Raw genomic sequence first — 19,449 nt, forward strand, 5'->3', positions numbered from 1 at the left:
ATGTTAAAAAAATACCGCATGGCATCGTCGCCAACGTTGTGATTAGAATGAAAATGTTGCGGTAATTAACCTTTCAGCTACATATCTCTGCCCATAAAAATAATAACCCTGAGGATCTTATGCCCCTGTTTTTCAGTATTGCGCCCATCGTCCTGCTGATTTGGATGATGACCAAAAGGAATGGCGTGCCCTCTTATCTCGCCCTGCCGCTGACGGCCGCCGTGGTCTACGCCGTACAGCTCCTGTGGTTCGATGCCTCGCTGCGGCTGCTGCATGCCAATATCATCACCGCGCTGGTATCGACGCTGACGCCGATCACCATCATCGCCGGCGCCATCCTGCTCAACAAACTGATGCAGGTAAGCGGCGCGGAGAACGTGGTGCGCCGCTGGCTGGAAACCATCAGCCCCAATCCCGTGGCCCAGCTGATGATTATCGGCTGGGCGTTCGCCTTTATGATTGAGGGCGCCAGCGGCTTCGGCACCCCGGCCGCCATCGCCGCGCCGATTCTGGTCGGGCTGGGCTTCAACCCGCTGCGCGTCGCCCTGCTGACACTGGTGATGAACTCGGTGCCGGTCTCCTTCGGCGCCGTGGGCACCCCCACCTGGTTCGGCTTTGCCAACCTCGGCCTGTCGGACGCCAGCCTGCTGGAGATCGGCCGGCAGACCGCGCTGATCCATTTTGTCGCCGGCTTCGTCATTCCTCTGCTGGCGCTGCGCTTTATCGTTTCCTGGCAGGATATCCGCCGCAACCTGCCGTTTATCCTGCTCAGCGTGCTGAGCTGCACCCTGCCCTATCTGCTGCTGGCTCAGGTGAACTATGAATTCCCGGCGCTGGTCGGCGGCGCCATCGGCCTGGCGCTGTCGGTGCTGCTGGCGCGCAGTGGCATCGGCCTCGCCCGCAGCGACAAACCGCAGAGCGCCGGGCAGGCGGTGCCGTTCATGCAGGTGGTCAAGGCCATGACCCCAACCCTGCTGCTGATTGCTATCCTGATAGTGACGCGCGTCCACCAGCTGGGCCTTAAAGCCTTGCTCAACAACACCGCGCTGCTGTGGCAGGAAAACCTCGGCTGGCTCGGGGAGCTGCGCATCAGCCGGGCGCTGATCGTCGAACTGCAGCAGGTGCTGGGCACCTCCGCCGCCGCCGGCTACAAAACGCTGTATGTCCCGGCGCTGATCCCGTTCCTGCTGGTGGTGCTGCTGTGCATTCCGCTGTTCCGTCTGAATGGCGGCCAAGTGCGGCAAATGTTCAGCGAAACCGGCGGGCGTATCACGCGGCCCTTTATCGCCCTGTTCGGCGCGCTGGTGATGGTCAACCTGATGATGCAGGGCGGCGACAACGCGCCGGTGATCCTGATCGGTAAAGCGCTGGCGGCGCTGACCGGCGAGAGCTGGCTGCTGTTTTCTTCGTTCCTCGGCGCGCTGGGATCGTTCTTCTCCGGTTCCAATACCGTTTCGAACCTGACGTTCGGCGGCATTCAGCAATCGATCGCCCAGAGCAGCGGCCTTGACGTCAACCTGACGCTGGCCTTGCAGTCCGTCGGCGGCGCCATGGGCAACATGGTGTGCCTGAACAACATTATCGCCGTCTGTTCGATCCTCGGGATCGGTAACGCCGAAGGCAAAATCATCAGAAAGACCGTACTGCCGATGCTGGCGTACGGCGGGATTGCGGCCGGTATGGCGGCGATCCTCACGCTCTGACTGACCACTCGTTATCGCAAGCAAGACAAGAAGGTAAACACTATGATCATCTCCGCGTCAACCGACTACCGGGCCGCCGCCCAGGCCAAACTGCCGCCGTTTCTGTTTCACTACATCGACGGCGGGGCCTACGCGGAGCATACGCTGAAGCGCAATACCGCGGATCTGGCCGATATTGCCCTGCGCCAGCGCGTGCTGCGCAATATGTCCGAACTCAGCCTGCATACCACGCTGTTCGGCGAGCAGCTGGCGATGCCGGTGGCGCTGGGGCCGGTGGGGCTGACCGGCATGTACGCCCGCCGCGGCGAAGTACAGGCCGCGCGCGCCGCGGCTAAAAAAGGCATTCCGTTCACGCTGTCCACCGTGTCGGTCTGCCCGATCGAAGAGGTGGCGCCGGCGATCGATCGGCCGATGTGGTTCCAGCTCTACGTGCTGAAAGATCGCGGCTTTATGCGCAATGCGCTGGAGCGCGCCAAGGCCGCCGGCGTGAAAACGCTGGTGTTCACCGTCGACATGCCGGTGCCCGGCGCCCGTTATCGCGACGCCCACTCGGGGATGAGCGGCCCTAATGCCGCCCTGCGCCGCGTACTGCAGGCGTTTGCGCATCCGCAGTGGGCCTGGGATGTCGGCCTGCTCGGCAAGCCGCACGATCTGGGCAACGTCTCGGCCTACCGCGGCAAACCGACCAGCCTGGAAGACTACATCGGCTGGCTGGGCGCCAACTTCGATCCGTCGATTTCCTGGAAAGATCTGGAGTGGATCCGTGAATTCTGGGACGGCCCGATGATCATCAAAGGCATTCTCGATCCGGAAGACGCCAAAGACGCGGTGCGCTTCGGCGCCGACGGCATCATCGTCTCCAACCACGGTGGCCGCCAGCTGGACGGCGTGCTGTCGACCGCGCGCGCCATGCCGGCGATCGCCGACGCGGTGAAAGGCGACATTACCCTGCTGGCCGACTCCGGCATCCGCAGCGGCCTGGACGTGGTGCGCATGATCGCGCTGGGTGCCGACAGCGTGCTGCTGGGGCGCGCCTTCGTCTATGCGCTGGCGGCGGCCGGCGAAGCCGGGGTGGCTAACTTGCTGGATCTGATCGACAAGGAAATGCGCGTCGCCATGACGCTCACCGGCGCGAAAACCATCGCGGAGATCAACGCCGGATCGCTGGTCAGAAACGCCTGAATCAAAGCGGCTGCACGCCTTCCGGGTAGGCGTTATAGCTCATCTTGCTGATGAAGGCCCCGGCCGGTGACACCAACACCCGGCCGGCGGCGTCCAGCCCGAGGAAGGTGCCGGTGCAACGCCCGGAAATAAAGTCGAAGAAGAACACCGAGCACACCGGGATGATCTTTTCCCGGAAGGTGAACAGGAACATCTCGTCCTCAAACTTGTAGTAGGTGGCGTAGTCCATGTCGCCGTGGCCGAATTGTTCGCCGCGCAGGTTTTGCCAGGCGTAGCGCTCAGTGTTGACATAGAAATGTTCGTAATAGTGGTTGGGGCTGTAGACGTTCAGCGTGCGATAGCCGATAAGCTCGCGGGTCAGATGCGGCGCGACGCCACCCGGCGTGGCGCCGACAATCCGGCCGACGTGGAAGCTTTGCTTGAGGCGGGACCCCTTTTCCACCGTCTGTTCCGGCAACAGCGTGCTGCGCACCAGCAGCGCCCGGCTGCTGTCACGATTGAGTACCAGCGTCAGGCACTCGTTGCCCGGCGACTGCAGCGGAATATTGAAGAAATAGCGCGCGGCGGAGGTTTGCACCTCTTCGTAAGCGTCCTCGCCGCTCTCCCCGCCCCAGGCCCACAGCACCCGCTGCCGATCGGCGCTGAAGCGCAACGTGATTTCCCCGCTGCTTTCAAAAGCGATCTGCAGCGTTTTGCCGCGCCAATCCTGGGTGCCCGGCAGCCGGTTAGTGTCGATACCGCGCGCAAAATCGTCGTAATTCTTCCAGTCCGGTTCGGCATTCTGATTCAGTACGGATTGTTCTGCTGACATCTTCGCTCTCCTTGATTGAATGGGATGAAAACCGCCTCAAACGTCGGCGACGCCCGCCGGTTTCACCGCTCTGCGGCTCACCACCGCAGGTGCAGTTTCATCGAGAAAACAACTCAGTACGCCGGCGCACACGGCGCCGGTAGCCGCCAGCCACATCACGCTGACCAGCCCATAGCGATCGGCGATCAGCCCGGCGATAAACGGCGCCAGACAGCCGCCAATCACCTCGCCAATTCCCATCACCAGCCCCAACGCGGTCGCGATGCGGGCCGGCGACACCGTTTCAGACGGGATGGTGGCCATAAACAGCGTGAAGCAGCCAAGGCCGGTATAAGACAGGAACACCAGCACGCCCAGCAGCCACGGGTTATCGACGTAGCTGAGGAACAGCGGGCAGCACACCGCCAGCAGCGAAAAGAAGATCAGCGTCGGCTTGCGGCCAAGGCGATCGGAAATCGCCGGCACTGCCACGCCCCAAAACACCCAGGCGGCGCCGATGGCGCTCATGATGCCGCCCATCGTGCCCTCGCTGAAGCCGCGGTCGGTCACCAAAAAGTTGGGGGTGAAGGTAATGATGATCATGAACCAGGTGACGAACACGCAGGAGATCAGAATGCACAGCGCTACGTTCTTGATTTTAAACAGCTCGCCGTAAGCGCCTTTGTTCACCGCCTTGTCGGCCGCCGGCGCGGCGCTGAAAGCGGGATCCTTCTTGCCGTTCACATAACGATATATCAGCCACGCCAGAATGATGCCCGGCACGGCGGTCAGGTGAAACGCCATGCTCCAGCCCCACTTCTGCGCCAGATAGATGATCAGCGGCGGCGCGATAATACCGCCCAACAATCCCGGCGCCGCCCCCTGGATCAGCCCCATATTGAAGCCGCGGCGCTGCGGCTGCGATTTTTCCACCATCAGCGATTGCGCGATCGGCAGCACCGGCCCTTCGGCGATCCCCATCAGCGCTCGGAAGATCAATAACATGGCAAAGCCGCTGACCAGCCCCGACAGCGCGGAGAACAGCGAAAACACCAGGATCGACAGGATCAGCATCGGTTTGCGGATATTAAAGCGATCGGCAATCGCCCCCAGCCCCGCGCCAGATAGCGCCCAAGTCAATGCCAGCACCGCCGACAGCGTGCCAAGATGCACGTTGCTCAGCTTCAAATCGGCGGCAATCATCGGAAACAGAAAAGAGATAGTCAGACGATCGACGAACACGCAGCCGAAAACGAAAAACAAAATGATCAGCAATCGGTTCTCTTCGCTCAATCGCGAGCGCTGTCCTGGCGAATTATTCATAGCGTCATTGGTCCATAAGTTAACTTATAAATGGCGAGCGGCCATGGCATAAGTCGGTTAAGCGCTCGGCCAAGAGAGATATTGGCCATCGGTCACGATAACAACTCATTAACATGTTAATGATATAAACTTATCTCAAGCTACGGGCATGTCAAACAGCCGTTGAAAACGGCGACGGAGAGGCAATTCAGGTATTTCTCACAGAACGCGAATGACATGAAAATAAATCAACATCATGTTTTTAATGATTTAAATAAAATTAAACGGCACTTTTTACTTTTATCGAAAAAGCCAAAACGCGCTGATTTATAAACAGGTCAATAAATAAAACTTAACTCCTACTTATAAATGGACGGTATTTCCCTTTTCATCAGCCGCATTACCCCGTCCTCTTTATTATTTGAATCCGTTTGCTTTATAGCGGCTATAACGAGAACTATTAACTCCATTGTGTTAATCAATAATCACGCAATGACATTATCAATGCTGAATGATAATAAAAGCGCAGGCCGTGACAGGAATCACAAACAGAACGCCCCTTAACGCCCTGGTAGCGGGTTATTACCGGCGCGGCTAGCTTATGCCAACTCGATCCAACCCCGAATGGGAAAACAACGGCATGATAAGCGGCAGGCAACCAGCAAGGAGATGAACATGACGACAGCATTGACAAAAGCCGGTTTCTGGCGCAAAACCGCCGACTCTTCATCGCTGCGTGAGCCGCGCGTGCTGATTCGGGTCTACGTTGGCGAAGGCGAAATCGACCGCGCCATCGCCTTTTACGAGCAGTTGCACGGCGTAACGGCGGACATGCGCTTCGATTTTCCCGAGCATCGGCTGGTATTGGCGGCGGTGGGGCCGTTTCTGATCCTGGAAGGGGCGGAAGAGCAGTTGCGCCCTTTCCGCAGCACCGTCGGCACGCTGCTGGTCAATGACATTTATCCCTACCACCAGCGGCTGCTGGCCGCCGGCGCCGAGATTTTCTTCGGCCCGGTGGAGGTGCCCACCGGCGCCTGTTTCAATGCGCGCCTGCCGGACGGCACGATTGTCGAGTACGTGCATCACCGGCCGCGCGCGGGCGAATAAACCGCCTCAGGGCAGCGCCGGCTTCATGGCGTAACGGCGCAGATCCTTGCGCAGGCTGATCATGTACAGCACGATCACCGCCGAGAACGGCAGGCCGCACAGCACCACCGCGGTCTGCATCGCGCTGAAACTGCCGGCGTACAGCAAGCCGGCGCATACCAACGTGGTGACCGCTGCCCAAAACACGCGCAGCCAGGCCGGCGCGTCATCATGGGCGGAGCCGCCCTGGCAGGAGAGGTTGGCTATCATCAGCGTGCCGGAATCGACCGGCGTCAGGAACAGCACGAAGCTGATCACCACCACAAAGCCGGCGGTCAGTTGGGTATAGGGCAAGTATTCGAACAGCTTGAACACCGCCATCGGCGGATCGCTTTGCGCCACCTGCCCCAGGATCGCCTGCCCGCCTTCCAGCACCAGACTGATGGCGGTATTGCCGAAGATCGACAGCCACGCCAGCGTGAAGCCCAGCGGGATCAGCAGCACGCCGAAAATCAGTTCGCGAATGGTGCGCCCTTTGGAGATGCGCGCGATGAACAGCCCGACGAACGGCGCCCACGCCACCCACCAGGCCCAGTAGAACAGCGTCCAGGCACCCTGCCATTGGCGAGCCTTGCCGTACAGATACATATCGAAGCTGCGGCTGACCAGCGAGGTGAGATAATCGCCGAGGTTCTGCAACATGCCGTTCAGCAGGTTCAGCGTCGGCCCGGCCAAAAACACGAACAGCAGCAGCAGGCACAGGAAGCCGACGTTGATGTTCGACAGCATGGCGATGCCCTTCTCGACGCCGGTGACCGCCGCCAGCGTGGCCACCACCATCATCACCACGATCAGCGCCAGCAGCACGCCGGTGCTTTGCGGGATGTCGAACAGATAAAACAGCCCGGAGTTCACCAGCAGCGCGCCGATCCCCAGGTTGGTCACCATCGAGATCACCGTCACCAGAATGCCGAAGCTGTCCACCAGATGACCGACACAACCGTGGGTACGCTCGCCGAAGATCGGGTATAGCGCAGAACGCAGCGCCAGCGGCAGGCCGCGGCAATAGGCGAAATAGGCCAGCGCGGTGGCGATCAGCGCATACAGCGCCCAGCCGTGCAGCCCCCAGTGCAAAAAGGTCAGCGCCATCGCCTGTCGTGCCGCCTGCACGGTGCCGCCGCTGCCTTCCGGTGGCGACAGGAAGTGATCCAGCGGCTCATAGGCGCCGTAGTACACCAGCGCAATGCCGATGCCCGACGAGAACAGCATCGCCACCCACGAGGGATAGCTGAACTGCGGCGGCTCGTCATCCTGGCTGAGGTGAATATGGCCGAAGCGCGACAGCGCCAGCCAGAACACGAATGCCATGCAGGCAACCATCAATAACATGTAGTACCAGCCGAATACGTCGGCGACCCAGCTTTGCGCGGCGTTCAGCCACAGTTTGCTGGCGGAGGGGAACAGAACGACCAGCGTTCCCAGCAGCAGGATCACCGCCGCCGAGCCGAAAAATACCGGAACATTCAATCTGACAGGTTCTTCGTCAAGCGATGGGGGAGTTTTTGTTGTCATTGGCAGGCTTCCATGATGCGAAAGACAGACGATTTCAATGCAACTTTTAGTTAACATATTATCGCCATTTATTTGACATTTTCGCAGCATATAGAGTATTAATTGACCGTTCAATCAATCAAATTCAAAGTGTGATTGGCCTATCAGTTGAGGAAAATATGTACCGAAGAGACATTCCGGAACAGCGTAAGGAACAGTTGATTAACGCCGCCTTCGAGACCATTAATGTCGTCGGGCTGGCCGGCGTCACCCTGTCTCAGGTGGCGAAAGAAGCCGGGCTGTCGACCGGCATCGTCAGCCACTATTTTGGCGATAAAGAGGGGCTGCTGAGCGCCACCATGCGCAAAATCCTGCGCGACCTGCGCGATGCGGTGGCCGAGTGCCGCGCGCAGGCGGCAAGCGACAGCCAGTCACAGCTGTTCGCCATTATCCAGGGCAACTTCCACCCCAGCCAAACCAATGCCGTGTCCATGCGCGCCTGGCTCGACTTCTGGGCCGCCAGCATGCATCAGCCGGTGCTGCGCCGCCTGCAGCGCGCCAACGATCGGCGGCTCTATTCCAATATTTGCAGCCAGTTCCGCCGCGAGCTGCCGCTGCCGCAGGCGCGCGACGCGGCGCGCGGGCTGGCGGCGATGATCGATGGGCTCTGGCTGCGCGGCAGCCTGGCCGGCGACGAGACGGACCTGAAGCAGGACTGCCGCATCGCCTGCGACTACGTGATACAACGGCTCAAGGCCGCGCCATCGGCGGCGTGATCGCCTCCGTCAGTGTGGCTCCTGCTCTTCGCTGTACTGGGTTTGCCACATCGCGGCGTAGCGGCCGTTAGCCGCCAGCAGCGCCTCGTGCCCCCCGCGCTCGACGATCTCCCCCGCCTCCAGCACGATGATTTCATCGGCGTCCACCACGGTGGAGAGCCGGTGGGCGATTACCAGCGTGGTGTGGTTGCGGCTTACCTCGCGCAGGTGCCCCTGGATTTCGCGCTCGGTCTGGGTATCCAGCGCGCTGGTCGCCTCGTCGAACACCAGGATGGCCGGATTTTTCAGAATGGTGCGCGCGATCGCCACCCGCTGCTTTTCACCGCCCGACAGCTTCAGCCCGCGCTCGCCCACCCGGGTGTCGTAACCGTCGGGCAAACCGACGATAAAATCATGGATATGCGCCAGCCGCGCCGCCCGCTCGATTTCTTCATCGCTGGAGCCGGTTTTGCCGTAGCCGATGTTGTAGCGCAGCGTATCGTTGAACAGCACCGTATCCTGCGGCACGATGCCGATCGCCTGCCGCAGGCTGGCCTGGGTCAGTTGGCGAATGTCCTGGCCGTCGAGGGTAATGGCGCCGCCCTGCACGTCGTAGAAACGGAACAGCAGGCGCGACAGCGTGGACTTGCCCGCGCCGGAGGCGCCGACCACCGCCACCGTGTGGCCCGCCGGAATGGTAAAACTCACCTGCTTGAGGATCGGCCGCCGCGTGTCGTAACCGAAGCTGACCGCGTCGAACCGCACTTCGCCGCGATCGAGACGCAGCGGCTGTGCATCCGGGCTATCGACGATCTCACGCTTTTCCTGCAGCAGATCGAACATGTTCTCCATATCGACCAGCGCCTGGCGCACCTCGGAATAAATAAAGCCGAAGAAGTTCAGCGGCTGATACAGCTGCAGCAGATAGGCGTTGACCAGCACGAAGTCGCCGACCGTCATCGTTCCCTGGGTAATGCCCTGCGCCGCCATGGCCATCATCACGATCAGTCCGATCGAAATAATGGCGGTTTGCCCCAGGTTGATCGCCGTAAAACTGAATTGGTTCTTGATGGCGGCGTATTCGTACAGCCGGCGCGACAGGTCGAAACGCTCGGCCTCGAACTCTTCATTGCCGAAGTACTTCACGGTCTCATAGTTCAGCAGGCTGTCGATGGATTTGCTGTTGGCGTCGGCGTTGGCCTTGTTGAGCTCGCGGCGAAAGCGGGTGCGCCAGCTGACCGCCAGCACGGTAAACAGGATGTAGCAGCCGACCGTCGTCAGGATCGCCAGCGCGAACCAGCCGTTCAGCATGTGCCACATGATCGCCGTGACCAGCGAGAGCTCGAACAGGATAGGCACGATGGAGAACAGCAGCCGCGACAGCACCGTGGACACCGCCTGGGTGCCGCGCTCGATGGACAACGACAGCCCGCCGGTCTGGCGCTCCAGATGGAAGCGCAGGCTCAGCGCATGCAGCTGGCGAAACACCCGCACGCCCAGCAGGCGCGTGGCGTTTTGGCTGACGTGAATGAACATCACGTTGCGCAGTTCCTCAAACAGCGCGCCGCCCACCCGCGCCACGCCGTAGGCGACGATCAGCCCCAGCGGCACCGCCAGCATTTTCGCCGTCTCACCGCTCAGCGCATCGACCATCGCTTTGTAGGCCAGCGGCACCAGCGTGGTGCTGACCTTGGCCGCCACCATGAACACGAAGGCTACCACCAGGTACCCCCGCAGCCGCGGGTTGTCTTTCGGCCACAGGTAGGGCAGCAGGAATTTCAGCAAACGGGAACGATCCATCATGTAATATTCATCTTCTCGGTCGGGATCGCGGCGCACGGCCGCGCGGGGGTTATGAGTTTGGCCTGGCCGGCGGCGAACGCCGCAGCCATCCCGTTTTCCTGCGGCGGCAACTCAGCATCATCCGTCAGGAGAAGCGGCGGCGGCTCGGGCAAAGTTCAGGCATGGAGGAGACAATCACATGACCCAGACGTATGCAAAGCGCTTTGCGCAGGTCTTTGACTATATCGACCGCCACCTGGACGAGGCCTGGCAGCGCAGGCTGCGCAATATCGCCTATCTGCCAAAACGCTCGCTGGTTAAGCGCTTTATGGATGAGGTCATCCAGCCTGCCATGACGCTGGTGCAGGAAGAGCTGAGTAAACAAAACACGCTCAGCAGCATCAACGCCACTGCGGAAGACCGCATTCGTTTCGAGGTCGATTTGGGCGATGAGCTTAACTTTATCTATGAAGTCAGACTGCGCGGCTACAGTTCGCCGACGTTCGCTCTGGCCGGGCTGGATAACGATGAACAGCAAGCCGAGCAGCACAAGTATTATCGCGCGGAGATCTACCTGAAAGAAGGCGGCCAGAACTACGATGTCATGGGCTGGAATCAGGAGCAGTTGATCAACGATATTCTTGACCAGTACGAGAAACACCTGCATTTCTTGCATCTGGTTCGCTAGAGAGCGACATGCCGTCCCCCGGGGCGGCATTTTTTTGCCCCGCTTTCTTCACCACAGTGCTGATGATGCGGTTGGAATGGCGGACAAACAGAAACAGCGCTTTATGAGCAAAGGATTGGTTCGGGATAACGTTTCGAAGAATCAGGATGTTTTCAAGAGGGAGTGCTGGAGCGGGTGAAGGGAATCGAACCCTCGTATGCAGCTTGGGAAGCTGCCGTTCTACCATTGAACTACACCCGCATCGGTGTGCGACAGGCATTATAACCGGTTATCGGCGGCGGGCAAGCGGAGATGGCGCGTAACTGTCGATGTTTTAAGCGGTTAAGTCCGGTGGGCAAAAAAAACCGGCGCAGTTGCCTGCACCGGTGGTTTCACGCTAAACGGAATTATTTCTGTGGGCGCATCGCCGGGAACAGAATCACGTCGCGGATGGTGTGGCTGTTGGTGAACAGCATCACCATGCGGTCGATACCGATGCCCAGACCGGCGGTCGGCGGCAGGCCGTGCTCCAGCGCGGTGACGTAGTCTTCGTCGTAGAACATCGCTTCGTCGTCGCCGGCGTCTTTGGCGTTCACCTGATCGGCAAAGCGCTGAGCCTGGTCTTCGGCGTCGTTCAGCTCGGAGAAGCCGTTGCCGATTTCACGGCCGCCGATGAAGAACTCGAAGCGGTCGGTGATTTCCGGGTTAACGTCGTTGCGGCGCGCCAGCGGCGACACTTCAGCCGGGTACTCGGTGATGAAGGTCGGCTGAATCAGATGGCTTTCCGCCACTTCTTCGAAGATCTCGGTCACGACGCGGCCCAGACCCCAGCTCTTCTCAACCTTGATGCCGATGGATTCGGCGATGGCCACCGCTTTGCCCATGTCAGCCAGGTCAGCCAGATCGGTTTCCGGACGGTATTTCTTGATCGCCTCGGTCATGGTCAGCTTCTCGAACGGCTTGCCGAAGTCGAACACTTCGTCGCCGTACTGCACCTGAGAGGTACCCAGCACTTTCTCGGTCAGGGTGCGGAACAGCGTCTCGGTCAGCTCGATCAGGTCTTTGTAATCCGCGTAAGCCATGTAGAGTTCCATCATGGTGAACTCTGGGTTGTGACGCGGAGAAACGCCTTCGTTGCGGAAGTTGCGGTTGATTTCGAACACGCGCTCAAAGCCACCAACCACCAGACGCTTCAGATACAGTTCCGGCGCGATGCGCAGGTACATATCGATATCCAGCGCGTTGTGGTGGGTGATGAACGGACGCGCGGACGCACCGCCCGGGATCACCTGCATCATCGGGGTTTCGACTTCCATGAAGCCGCGTTCCACCATGAAGTTACGGATAGCCGACATCACCTGAGAACGCACCTTGAAGGTGTTGCGCGATTCTTCGTTGGCGATCAGGTCCAGGTAACGCTGGCGGTAACGGGTTTCCTGATCCGCCAGGCCGTGGAATTTGTCCGGCAGCGGGCGCAGCGCTTTGGTCAGCAGACGCAGCTCGGTGCAGTGGATCGACAGTTCGCCGGTCTTGGTTTTGAACAGCTTGCCGCGTGCGCCGAGAATATCGCCCAGGTCCCACTTCTTGAACTGGTCGTTGTACACGCCTTCAGCCAGATCGTCGCGCGCGACGTACAGCTGGATGCGGCCACCCACGTCCTGCAGCGTGACGAAGGATGCCTTGCCCATAATGCGACGGGTCATCATGCGGCCGGCGACGGTCACCTCTACGCCCAGCGCTTCCAGCTCTTCGTTGTCTTTATCGCCGTACGCGGCGTGCAGTTTGTCGGAGGTGGAGTCACGACGGAAGTCGTTCGGGAACGCAATGCCGTTCTCGCGCAGGCCGGCCAGTTTCTCGCGGCGGGACTGCAGTTCGTTATTGAGATCCAGCGCCTGATCGGCGCCCTGTACTTGTTGTTCAGACATTTCTATTCCTCATAACCCGGCTTTCAAACTTGCCTCAATGAATTTATCCAGGTCGCCATCCAGTACGGCCTGCGTGTTACGCGTTTCGACGTTGGTGCGCAAATCCTTGATGCGGGAGTCATCCAGCACGTAAGAACGGATTTGGCTGCCCCAGCCGATGTCGGACTTGTTGTCTTCCATCGTCTGCTTATCAGCATTTTTCTTTTGCATCTCAAACTCGTACAGCTTGGCTCGCAGCTGTTTAAACGCTTGATCCTTGTTCTTATGCTGAGAACGATCGTTCTGGCACTGCACCACGATGTTGGTTGGCAGGTGAGTAATACGTACGGCGGATTCGGTTTTGTTAACGTGCTGACCGCCCGCACCGGAGGCGCGGTACACGTCGATACGCAGATCCGCCGGGTTGATTTCGATATCGATATCGTCGTCGACTTCCGGGTAGATGAACACCGAGCTGAACGAGGTGTGGCGACGGCCGCCGGAGTCGAACGGGCTCTTGCGCACCAGGCGGTGAACGCCGGTTTCAGTGCGCAACCAGCCGAACGCGTAGTCGCCGATGATCTTGATGGTGGCAGATTTCAGGCCCGCGACGTCGCCGTCGGACTCTTCGATCACTTCGGTCTTGAAGCCCTTGGCTTCGGCCCAGCGCAGGTACATGCGCAGCAGCATGCTGGCCCAGTCCTGCGCTTCGGTGCCGCCGGAGCCGGCCTGGATATCCAGGTAGCAGTCGGCGCTGTCGTATTCGCCGGAGAACATGCGGCGGAATTCCAACTGATCCAGCTTGCTCATCAGCTGATCCAGCTCGGCGACCGCTTCGTTGAAGGTCTCTTCATCGTCGGCTTCCACCGCCAGTTCCAGCAGCCCGCCGACGTCTTCGCCGCCCTGCTCCAGCTGATCGATGGTTTCAACGATGGCTTCCAGCGCGGCGCGCTCTTTGCCGAGCGCCTGTGCGCGCTCCGGCTCGTTCCAAACGTCCGGCTGCTCCAGCTCGGCGTTGACTTCTTCTAGGCGTTCCTTCTTGGCATCATAGTCAAAGATACCCCCTAAGAACCGCAGTCCGCTCGGACAGGTCCTGAATTCGGTTTTTTACCGGGTTAATTTCAAACATGGTTTCGTTCTTTTACGTTGATGTCGTCGATGGCGGAATGCCATTGGAACCGCTAATTCTAACGGATCCGGGCGGCAGTTTATAGCGAGTTGGTCAGTTTTTGTGGCGATCGGGAAGGATGCAGGGGATTGGAGAACCCAATCCCCGAATTGTGTTCAATTTCGCCTCAGCGCGGCCAAAGATGCTGGATCAGCAGCTGCACGTTGCGGTTGCCGCGAAACTCGTTGACGTCGAGCTTGTAGGCCAGTTCGACCTCGCGCACGCTGCTGTCCGGCCACAGCGTGGTGTCCACGTTGAATGCGATGCCGTCGAGCAGCGGGCCGCCGCCGAGCGGCTCCACCATCAGCTTCAGGTGTTTCTCGCCCACCAGCCGCTGCTGCAGGATGCGGAATTTGCCGTCGAAGGTCGGTTCCGGGAACGCCTGGCCCCACGGGCCGCCCTCGCGCAGCAGCTCCGCCGTCGTCAGCGACAGCTCCTGCATCGCCAGCTCGCCGTCAGACCAGATCACCCCTTCCAGCATCGCCGGATCGAGCCATTCCCCCACCAGATCGCCGAAGCGCTGGCGGAATTCGTCGAACCTGGCCTCTTCCAGCGACAGCCCGGCCGCCATCGCGTGGCCGCCGAACTTCATCATCAGGCCGGGGTTCAGCATATCCAGCCTCTCCAGTGCGTCGCGCATGTGCAGGCCGGGCACCGAACGGCCGGAGCCTTTCAGAATGCCGTCGCCCGCCGGCGCGAACGCGATCACCGGGCGGTGGAAACGCTCTTTGATACGTGAAGCGAGGATGCCCACCACGCCCTGATGCCATTCAGGGTGATACATCGCCAGCCCGTAAGGCAGCTCGGTACTGGTGCGCTCCAACTGGTCGCACAGCTGCAGGGCTTCCACCTGCATGCCCTGCTCTATCTCGCGTCGCGTCTGGTTCAACGCGTCGAGATCGTTGGCCAGCATGCGCGCCTGCGCAATATCGTCGCTCAGCAGCAGCGCCACGCCAATAGACATGTCGTCCAGCCTGCCGGCGGCGTTAAGACGCGGGCCGAGGGCGAAACCGAGATCGTTGGCCGCCAGTTGGCGGGCATCGCGGTTGGCCACCTCAAGCAGCGCGCGGATGCCCGGTCGGCATTTGCCGGCACGGATGCGGTTCAACCCCTGATACACCAGAATGCGGTTGTTGGCGTCCAGCGGCACCACGTCGGCCACGGTGCCAAGCGCCACCAGATCCAGCAGTTCCGCCAGATTGGGCATCGCCAGCGCGCGCTGTTCGAACCAGCCGCTGTCCCGCAGCCGGGCGCGCAGCGCCAGCATCAGGTAGAACGCGACGCCCACCCCGGCCAGCGATTTGGACGGGAAGGCGCAGCCGCGCAGGTTGGGATTGACGATCGCTTCGGCCGCCGGCAGGGTCTCGCCCGGCAGGTGGTGATCGGTCACCAGCACCTGCATGCCCTTGGCGTGCGCCACGTCGACGCCGGCGTGGGAGGAGATGCCGTTATCGACGGTGACGATCAGCTCCGCGCCGCGCGCCGCCGCCTGCTCCACCACTTCGGGGCTCAGGCCGTAGCCGTCTTCAAAGCGGTTCGGCACCAGGTAGTCGACGCTGGCGCCGCCCATGCTGCGCAGCGCCAGCACCGTCAGTGCGGTGCTGGTGGCGCCGTCGGCGTCGAAATCGCCCACCACCATGATGCGGCGGCCGTCGACCAGCGCCTGTTGCAGCAGGCTGACGGCGGCGTCGATGCCGTCCAGCTGTTGCCAGGGCAGCATGCCCTTGACGCCGCGTTCCAGCTCTTGCTCAGCCTGCACGCCGCGCAGGGCGTAAAGCCGGCGCAGCAGCGGCGGCAAACTGGCGGGCAGATGCGTGTCGTCCGCCGCCGGGCGGCGGCGTAGTTGCGTTTTAATACTCACCGGCGATTAACCACCGGCTTTGGTGGCGGCCTGGTGCGCATCCAGCATAGCGGCCATCTCTTTCGGCCCCTGGTAGCCCGGGATCATCATGCCGTTTTCCAGGATGATCGCCGGCGTGCCCTGAATGCCGAACTGCACACCCAGTTCGTAATGCTTGCTGATGTCGGTTTTGCAGGTCGCCGGGGAGATGGCGTCGCCCTTCATGGCGGCGTCGAACGCCTTGGCCTTGTCGGCGGTGCACCAGATAGACTGCATGTCTTTCTCAGCCTGAGAGGCCAGCCCCTGGCGCGGGAACGCCAGGTAGCGCACGGTGATGCCCAGATCGTTGTACTCTTTCATCTGCTGGTGCAGCTTGTGGCAGTAACCGCAGGTGATGTCGGTGAACACGGTGACCACGTGTTTCTCTTTCGGCGCCTTGTAGACGATCATCTGATCTTTCAGCGCGTCCATCTTGCTGCCCAGCAGTTGGTTGGTCACGTTGACCGGCTCTTTGCCGCTGACGTCGAACAGCGGGCCCTGCAGAATGTGCTTGCCGTCTTCGGAGGCGTACAGCACGCCGCTGTCGGTCAGCACGGTTTTCAGTCCATTGACCGGTGAAGGCTGCACGTCCGCCTGCTGGATGCCCAGGCTGGCGAGCGCTTTTTTGATCGCCGCGTCATCGGCATGGGCGGCGCTGGTCACCGAAGCCACCAGCAGTGAGAGCAGCATTAAACCTTTTTTCATTGTTCCAATCCTTTCGAACCCGCCGCTCAGGCGCGCGGGTGATGCTGTTGATGTAGCTGTTTCAGTCGTTCGGTCGCTACATGAGTATAAATTTGCGTGGTAGAGAGATCGCTGTGCCCTAACAACATCTGTACGACACGGAGATCGGCCCCATGGTTCAGCAAATGGGTGGCGAACGCGTGCCGCAACACGTGCGGCGACAGACGCTCGCTGTCGATGCCCGCAAGGATGGCATAGTGTTTGATGCGATGCCAGAACGTCTGTCGGGTCATTTGCTGGCAACGGGTGCTGGGGAACAGCACATCCAGCGTCTGGCCGTTGACCAGCCACGGGCGGCCGTGCTCCAGATAATTTTCGATCCAGTAGACCGCCTCTTCGCCCAGCGGCACCAGCCGCTCCTTGTTGCCCTTGCCGATCACCCGCACCACGCCCTGGCGCAGGCTGACGTCGCTGATGCTCAGCCCCACCAGTTCGGAAACTCGCAGCCCGGTGGCGTACAACACTTCGAGCATCGCCTTGTCGCGCAGTTCCAGCGGCTGATCGACGCAGGGCGCCTGCAGCAGCGCATCGACCTGCGCCTCGCTCAGATCCTTCGGCAAACGCTGCGGCAGCTTGGGAGACGCCAACTGCGCGGTGGGATCGTCGGCGCGCAGCTTTTCGCGGTACAGGTACTGAAACAGGCGGCGCATGGCGCTCAGCAAACGCGCGGAGCTGGTGGCCTTGTAGCCGCCGTCCACCCGCTCGGCGAGAAACGCCTGCAGATCCAACGCCTGCGCCTGCAGCAAGGCGGTGTTTTGCTGGCCAAGCCAGGTGCCCAGCGCCTGCAAATCCAGCCGGTAGGAGGCCAGCGTATTTTCCGCCAGATTGCGCTCAAGCCACAGCGCATCCAGGAATTGTTCAATCAGCGCATGGTCTTGCTGTTGCACGCGGTCCTCTCTTTGTTGCATTTCCACCCGCGCCATTATGCCTTAAGCCGACGCAAATCAGGTATACTCGCTGCAATTCTCTAAACGGCAACGTAACGGTTTACACATGAAGATTGGTCTGTTTTACGGCTCCAGCACCTGCTACACCGAGATGGCGGCAGAAAAAATCCGTGAGATTCTGGGTGAAGACCTGGTCGACCTGCACAACCTGAAAGACGTCTCTCCCAAGCTGATGGAGGACTATTCCATACTGATCCTCGGCATCCCGACCTGGGATTTCGGCGAACTGCAGGAAGACTGGGAAGCGATCTGGCCGCAGCTGCCGGCGCTGGATCTGAAAGGCAAAATCGTCGCCATGTACGGCATGGGCGATCAGCTCGGTTACGGTGAGTGGTTCCTCGACGCGCTGGGCATGCTGCACGATCACATCGCGCCGCTGGGCGTGCAGTTCATCGGCTTCTGGCCAACCGAGGGCTTCGAGTTCACCAGCCCCAAACCGCTGAGCGCCGACGGCAAACACTTCGTCGGCCTGGCGCTCGATGAGGTCAATCAATACGATCTGAGCGAAGAGCGCCTGCAGCAATGGTGCGAACAGATCCTGCTGGAAATGGAGCCGCTGCTGTAGCCGCTATCGGGCGCTCAACGCGCCCGATTTCCCCCGCTTATTTCCACAGACGGAAGCGTGGCTCGTCTTCGCCGGCCGGCGTTTCCTTTGCCAGACGCGCCGGATCGGCCACCTGATACCAGTCCAGCTTGCGCGTCAACAGCATAATGCCCGCCAGAATGGCGAACAGCAGCCCCGCCCCCAGCACCAACGCATTGTCCTCCGACTGCAGCAGCAAATAGAGCACGCCGTACAACAGCAATAGGCTCGCGGCGAACAGCGCACCGCGCAGCTTGCCGCGCAGCACGGCGCTCAAATAGAAGCCGAGCAGTCCACTACAGGCGATGCTGGCCGCCAGGTAAGCGAGAGCGAATCCCAAGTGTTCGGAGAAGGCCAGCAGAATCAGGTAGAACAACACCAGCGCCGCGCCGACCAGCAGGTATTGAATCGGGTGCACCCGCAGCCCGGTCAGGGTTTCGAACAGGAAAAACGCCATAAATGTCAGCCCGATAAACAGCAGCGCGTATTTGACCGCGCGCTCGGTCAACTGATAGTGATCGACCGGTTCGACCAGGCTGGCGCTGAAGGCCGGCAGCTTGTCCTCGTCGATAATGCCATCGTCGTAATGGAACGCACTGTTGATGTTGTTGGCGAACCAGGTGCTGCGCCAGCGAGCGCTAAACCCTTGCTCCGTCACCTTGCGTTCGTCCGGCAGGAAGTTGCCGAGGAAATTCGGGTGCGGCCAGTTGCTTTGCAGCTGCAGCTCGCTGCTGCGCCCCAGCGGCACCAGCGACAGGCTGCTGGTGCCCGCCAGCGTCAGGGTGAAGTCGGCGCTCAGCCCCGCTTTTTGTTGCAGCGCCGCCAGCGTCAGCGGTGCGTGGATCCCCTGGCGCAACGATCCCACGCCGGTGCCCGGCTCAAACGCCACCGGCTGCGGCGTTGCCAGCGGGGAAATGCTCTTGATGCCGCGAGAATCGCTCAGCGCCACCAGCAGGAACGGCTGGCCGACGGTCACGTTGGCGCGTTGCAAATCCGCCAGCTCCGGCTGGCCGAAACGCACCTTGAAGTTCAGCGGCCCCTGGTAAACCTGCGTCTGATAAATGCCCAACTTGCGCACTTCCACATTCGGTGCCCCCTGCACCTGAAGCGACTCCGGCAGCAAATAGCGGTGATGCTGCACCCGCTGCACCACCGTTTGCCCTTTCTCGTCTTTTTTTTCTTCTTGTTCAATATAAGGAATGACAATCAACGGGCCGAGCACGCGCTGCGCCCCGCTGGTGCTTTCGCTCACCTGCCCGACCACGCTTTGCCGATAGCCGCTGCGTTCGTCGATCACGCTCATCAGTTGGGCGATGGGGATCAACATCACCACCATCAATCCCAGCAGCGTGGTTATTTTCCAGAAAAGTACCGATTTCATCATGCTCGCTCCTCGTAGGTAATGA

General features: G+C 60.6%; 15 protein-coding genes, 1 tRNA gene and 1 pseudogene. 6 read left to right on the plus strand and 11 right to left on the minus strand.

All coding sequences use genetic code 11. The annotated features are described in order from the left end of the window. Positions 1 to 119: 119 nt before the first annotated feature. The gene (locus tag ACF8MC_RS13325; RefSeq protein WP_164105281.1) at positions 120 to 1,703 is read left to right on the plus strand and encodes an L-lactate permease; all 1,584 of its coding nucleotides are present in this window, start codon (positions 120 to 122) and stop codon (positions 1,701 to 1,703) included. A gap of 42 nt (positions 1,704 to 1,745) precedes the next feature. Beyond that, positions 1,746 to 2,885 carry an FMN-dependent L-lactate dehydrogenase LldD gene (gene lldD / locus ACF8MC_RS13330; protein WP_033654083.1) on the plus strand — a complete coding sequence of 380 codons (1,140 nt, stop codon included), beginning with the start codon at positions 1,746 to 1,748 and terminating at the stop codon, positions 2,883 to 2,885. A 1-nt stretch (position 2,886) separates the two neighbouring features. On the opposite strand, the gene ACF8MC_RS13335 is transcribed toward lldD, so the two are convergent. Beyond that, on the minus strand, positions 2,887 to 3,696 hold the full coding sequence (locus tag ACF8MC_RS13335; protein ID WP_164105280.1) for a MoaF C-terminal domain-containing protein: 810 nt from the start codon (positions 3,694 to 3,696) through the stop codon (positions 2,887 to 2,889). Between the two features lie 36 nt (positions 3,697 to 3,732). Beyond that, positions 3,733 to 4,998: an MFS transporter gene (locus ACF8MC_RS13340; RefSeq protein ID WP_392423441.1), complete on the minus strand. Its 1,266-nt coding sequence runs from the start codon at positions 4,996 to 4,998 to the stop codon at positions 3,733 to 3,735. A gap of 654 nt (positions 4,999 to 5,652) precedes the next feature. Between ACF8MC_RS13340 and ACF8MC_RS13345 the strand changes: the two genes are divergently transcribed. Then, complete coding sequence (locus ACF8MC_RS13345) at positions 5,653 to 6,084, plus strand: VOC family protein (protein WP_164105278.1); 432 nt, start codon at positions 5,653 to 5,655, stop codon at positions 6,082 to 6,084. Between the two features lie 6 nt (positions 6,085 to 6,090). On the opposite strand, the gene ACF8MC_RS13350 is transcribed toward ACF8MC_RS13345, so the two are convergent. Continuing rightward, positions 6,091 to 7,635 carry a BCCT family transporter gene (locus tag ACF8MC_RS13350; protein WP_164105277.1) on the minus strand — a complete coding sequence of 515 codons (1,545 nt, stop codon included), beginning with the start codon at positions 7,633 to 7,635 and terminating at the stop codon, positions 6,091 to 6,093. Positions 7,636 to 7,793: 158 nt separating this feature from the next. Here ACF8MC_RS13350 and betI point away from each other — a divergent pair, with 158 nt between their 5' ends. After that, on the plus strand, positions 7,794 to 8,390 hold the full coding sequence (gene betI, locus ACF8MC_RS13355; RefSeq protein ID WP_033649464.1) for a transcriptional regulator BetI: 597 nt from the start codon (positions 7,794 to 7,796) through the stop codon (positions 8,388 to 8,390). 9 nt (positions 8,391 to 8,399) lie between these two features. On the opposite strand, the gene ACF8MC_RS13360 is transcribed toward betI, so the two are convergent. Beyond that, entirely contained in the window at positions 8,400 to 10,169 is a 1,770-nt protein-coding gene (locus tag ACF8MC_RS13360) for an ABC transporter ATP-binding protein/permease (RefSeq protein WP_049232370.1), read from the minus strand. Between the two features lie 250 nt (positions 10,170 to 10,419). Between ACF8MC_RS13360 and ACF8MC_RS13365 the strand changes: the two are divergent. Then, a pseudogene (locus tag ACF8MC_RS13365) lies at positions 10,420 to 10,839 on the plus strand (choline transporter); the annotation flags it as partial. A 166-nt stretch (positions 10,840 to 11,005) separates the two neighbouring features. Here ACF8MC_RS13365 and ACF8MC_RS13370 read toward each other — a convergent pair. The 6 genes from ACF8MC_RS13370 to xerD form a co-directional block, all read right to left on the minus strand. Beyond that, positions 11,006 to 11,079: transfer RNA gene (locus tag ACF8MC_RS13370), tRNA-Gly, on the minus strand. Between the two features lie 146 nt (positions 11,080 to 11,225). Beyond that, positions 11,226 to 12,743 carry a lysine--tRNA ligase gene (gene lysS, locus ACF8MC_RS13375; RefSeq protein ID WP_033649459.1) on the minus strand — a complete coding sequence of 506 codons (1,518 nt, stop codon included), beginning with the start codon at positions 12,741 to 12,743 and terminating at the stop codon, positions 11,226 to 11,228. Positions 12,744 to 12,752: 9 nt separating this feature from the next. Further along, positions 12,753 to 13,851 (minus strand): peptide chain release factor 2 gene (prfB, locus tag ACF8MC_RS13380; protein WP_096242572.1). Its coding sequence is split into 2 segments (ribosomal slippage): positions 12,753 to 13,775 and positions 13,777 to 13,851, totalling 1,098 coding nucleotides; the frame shifts between segments, so codons are not numbered across the junction. Between the two features lie 166 nt (positions 13,852 to 14,017). Further along, positions 14,018 to 15,751 carry a single-stranded-DNA-specific exonuclease RecJ gene (gene recJ, locus ACF8MC_RS13385; RefSeq protein WP_164105274.1) on the minus strand — a complete coding sequence of 578 codons (1,734 nt, stop codon included), beginning with the start codon at positions 15,749 to 15,751 and terminating at the stop codon, positions 14,018 to 14,020. Between the two features lie 6 nt (positions 15,752 to 15,757). Next, positions 15,758 to 16,474: a bifunctional protein-disulfide isomerase/oxidoreductase DsbC gene (gene dsbC, locus ACF8MC_RS13390; RefSeq protein ID WP_164105273.1), complete on the minus strand. Its 717-nt coding sequence runs from the start codon at positions 16,472 to 16,474 to the stop codon at positions 15,758 to 15,760. 26 nt (positions 16,475 to 16,500) lie between these two features. Further along, a complete protein-coding gene (gene xerD, locus ACF8MC_RS13395) occupies positions 16,501 to 17,400 on the minus strand; it encodes a site-specific tyrosine recombinase XerD (protein WP_033638574.1) in 900 nt (299 codons plus the stop codon). A gap of 106 nt (positions 17,401 to 17,506) precedes the next feature. On the opposite strand from xerD, the gene fldB reads away from it, so the two are divergent. Further along, positions 17,507 to 18,025, plus strand: a complete 519-nt coding sequence (gene fldB, locus ACF8MC_RS13400; RefSeq protein ID WP_033635825.1) for a flavodoxin FldB — start codon at positions 17,507 to 17,509, stop codon at positions 18,023 to 18,025. A 37-nt stretch (positions 18,026 to 18,062) separates the two neighbouring features. Here fldB and creD read toward each other — a convergent pair whose 3' ends face one another. Then, a complete protein-coding gene (gene creD, locus ACF8MC_RS13405; RefSeq protein WP_164105272.1) occupies positions 18,063 to 19,427 on the minus strand; it encodes a cell envelope integrity protein CreD in 1,365 nt (454 codons plus the stop codon). Positions 19,428 to 19,449 lie beyond the last annotated feature (22 nt).

This window comes from Serratia sp. LACPHL-BACT-2024-00286 (assembly GCF_043109535.1).
Lineage (GTDB): Bacteria > Pseudomonadota > Gammaproteobacteria > Enterobacterales > Enterobacteriaceae > Serratia > Serratia sarumanii.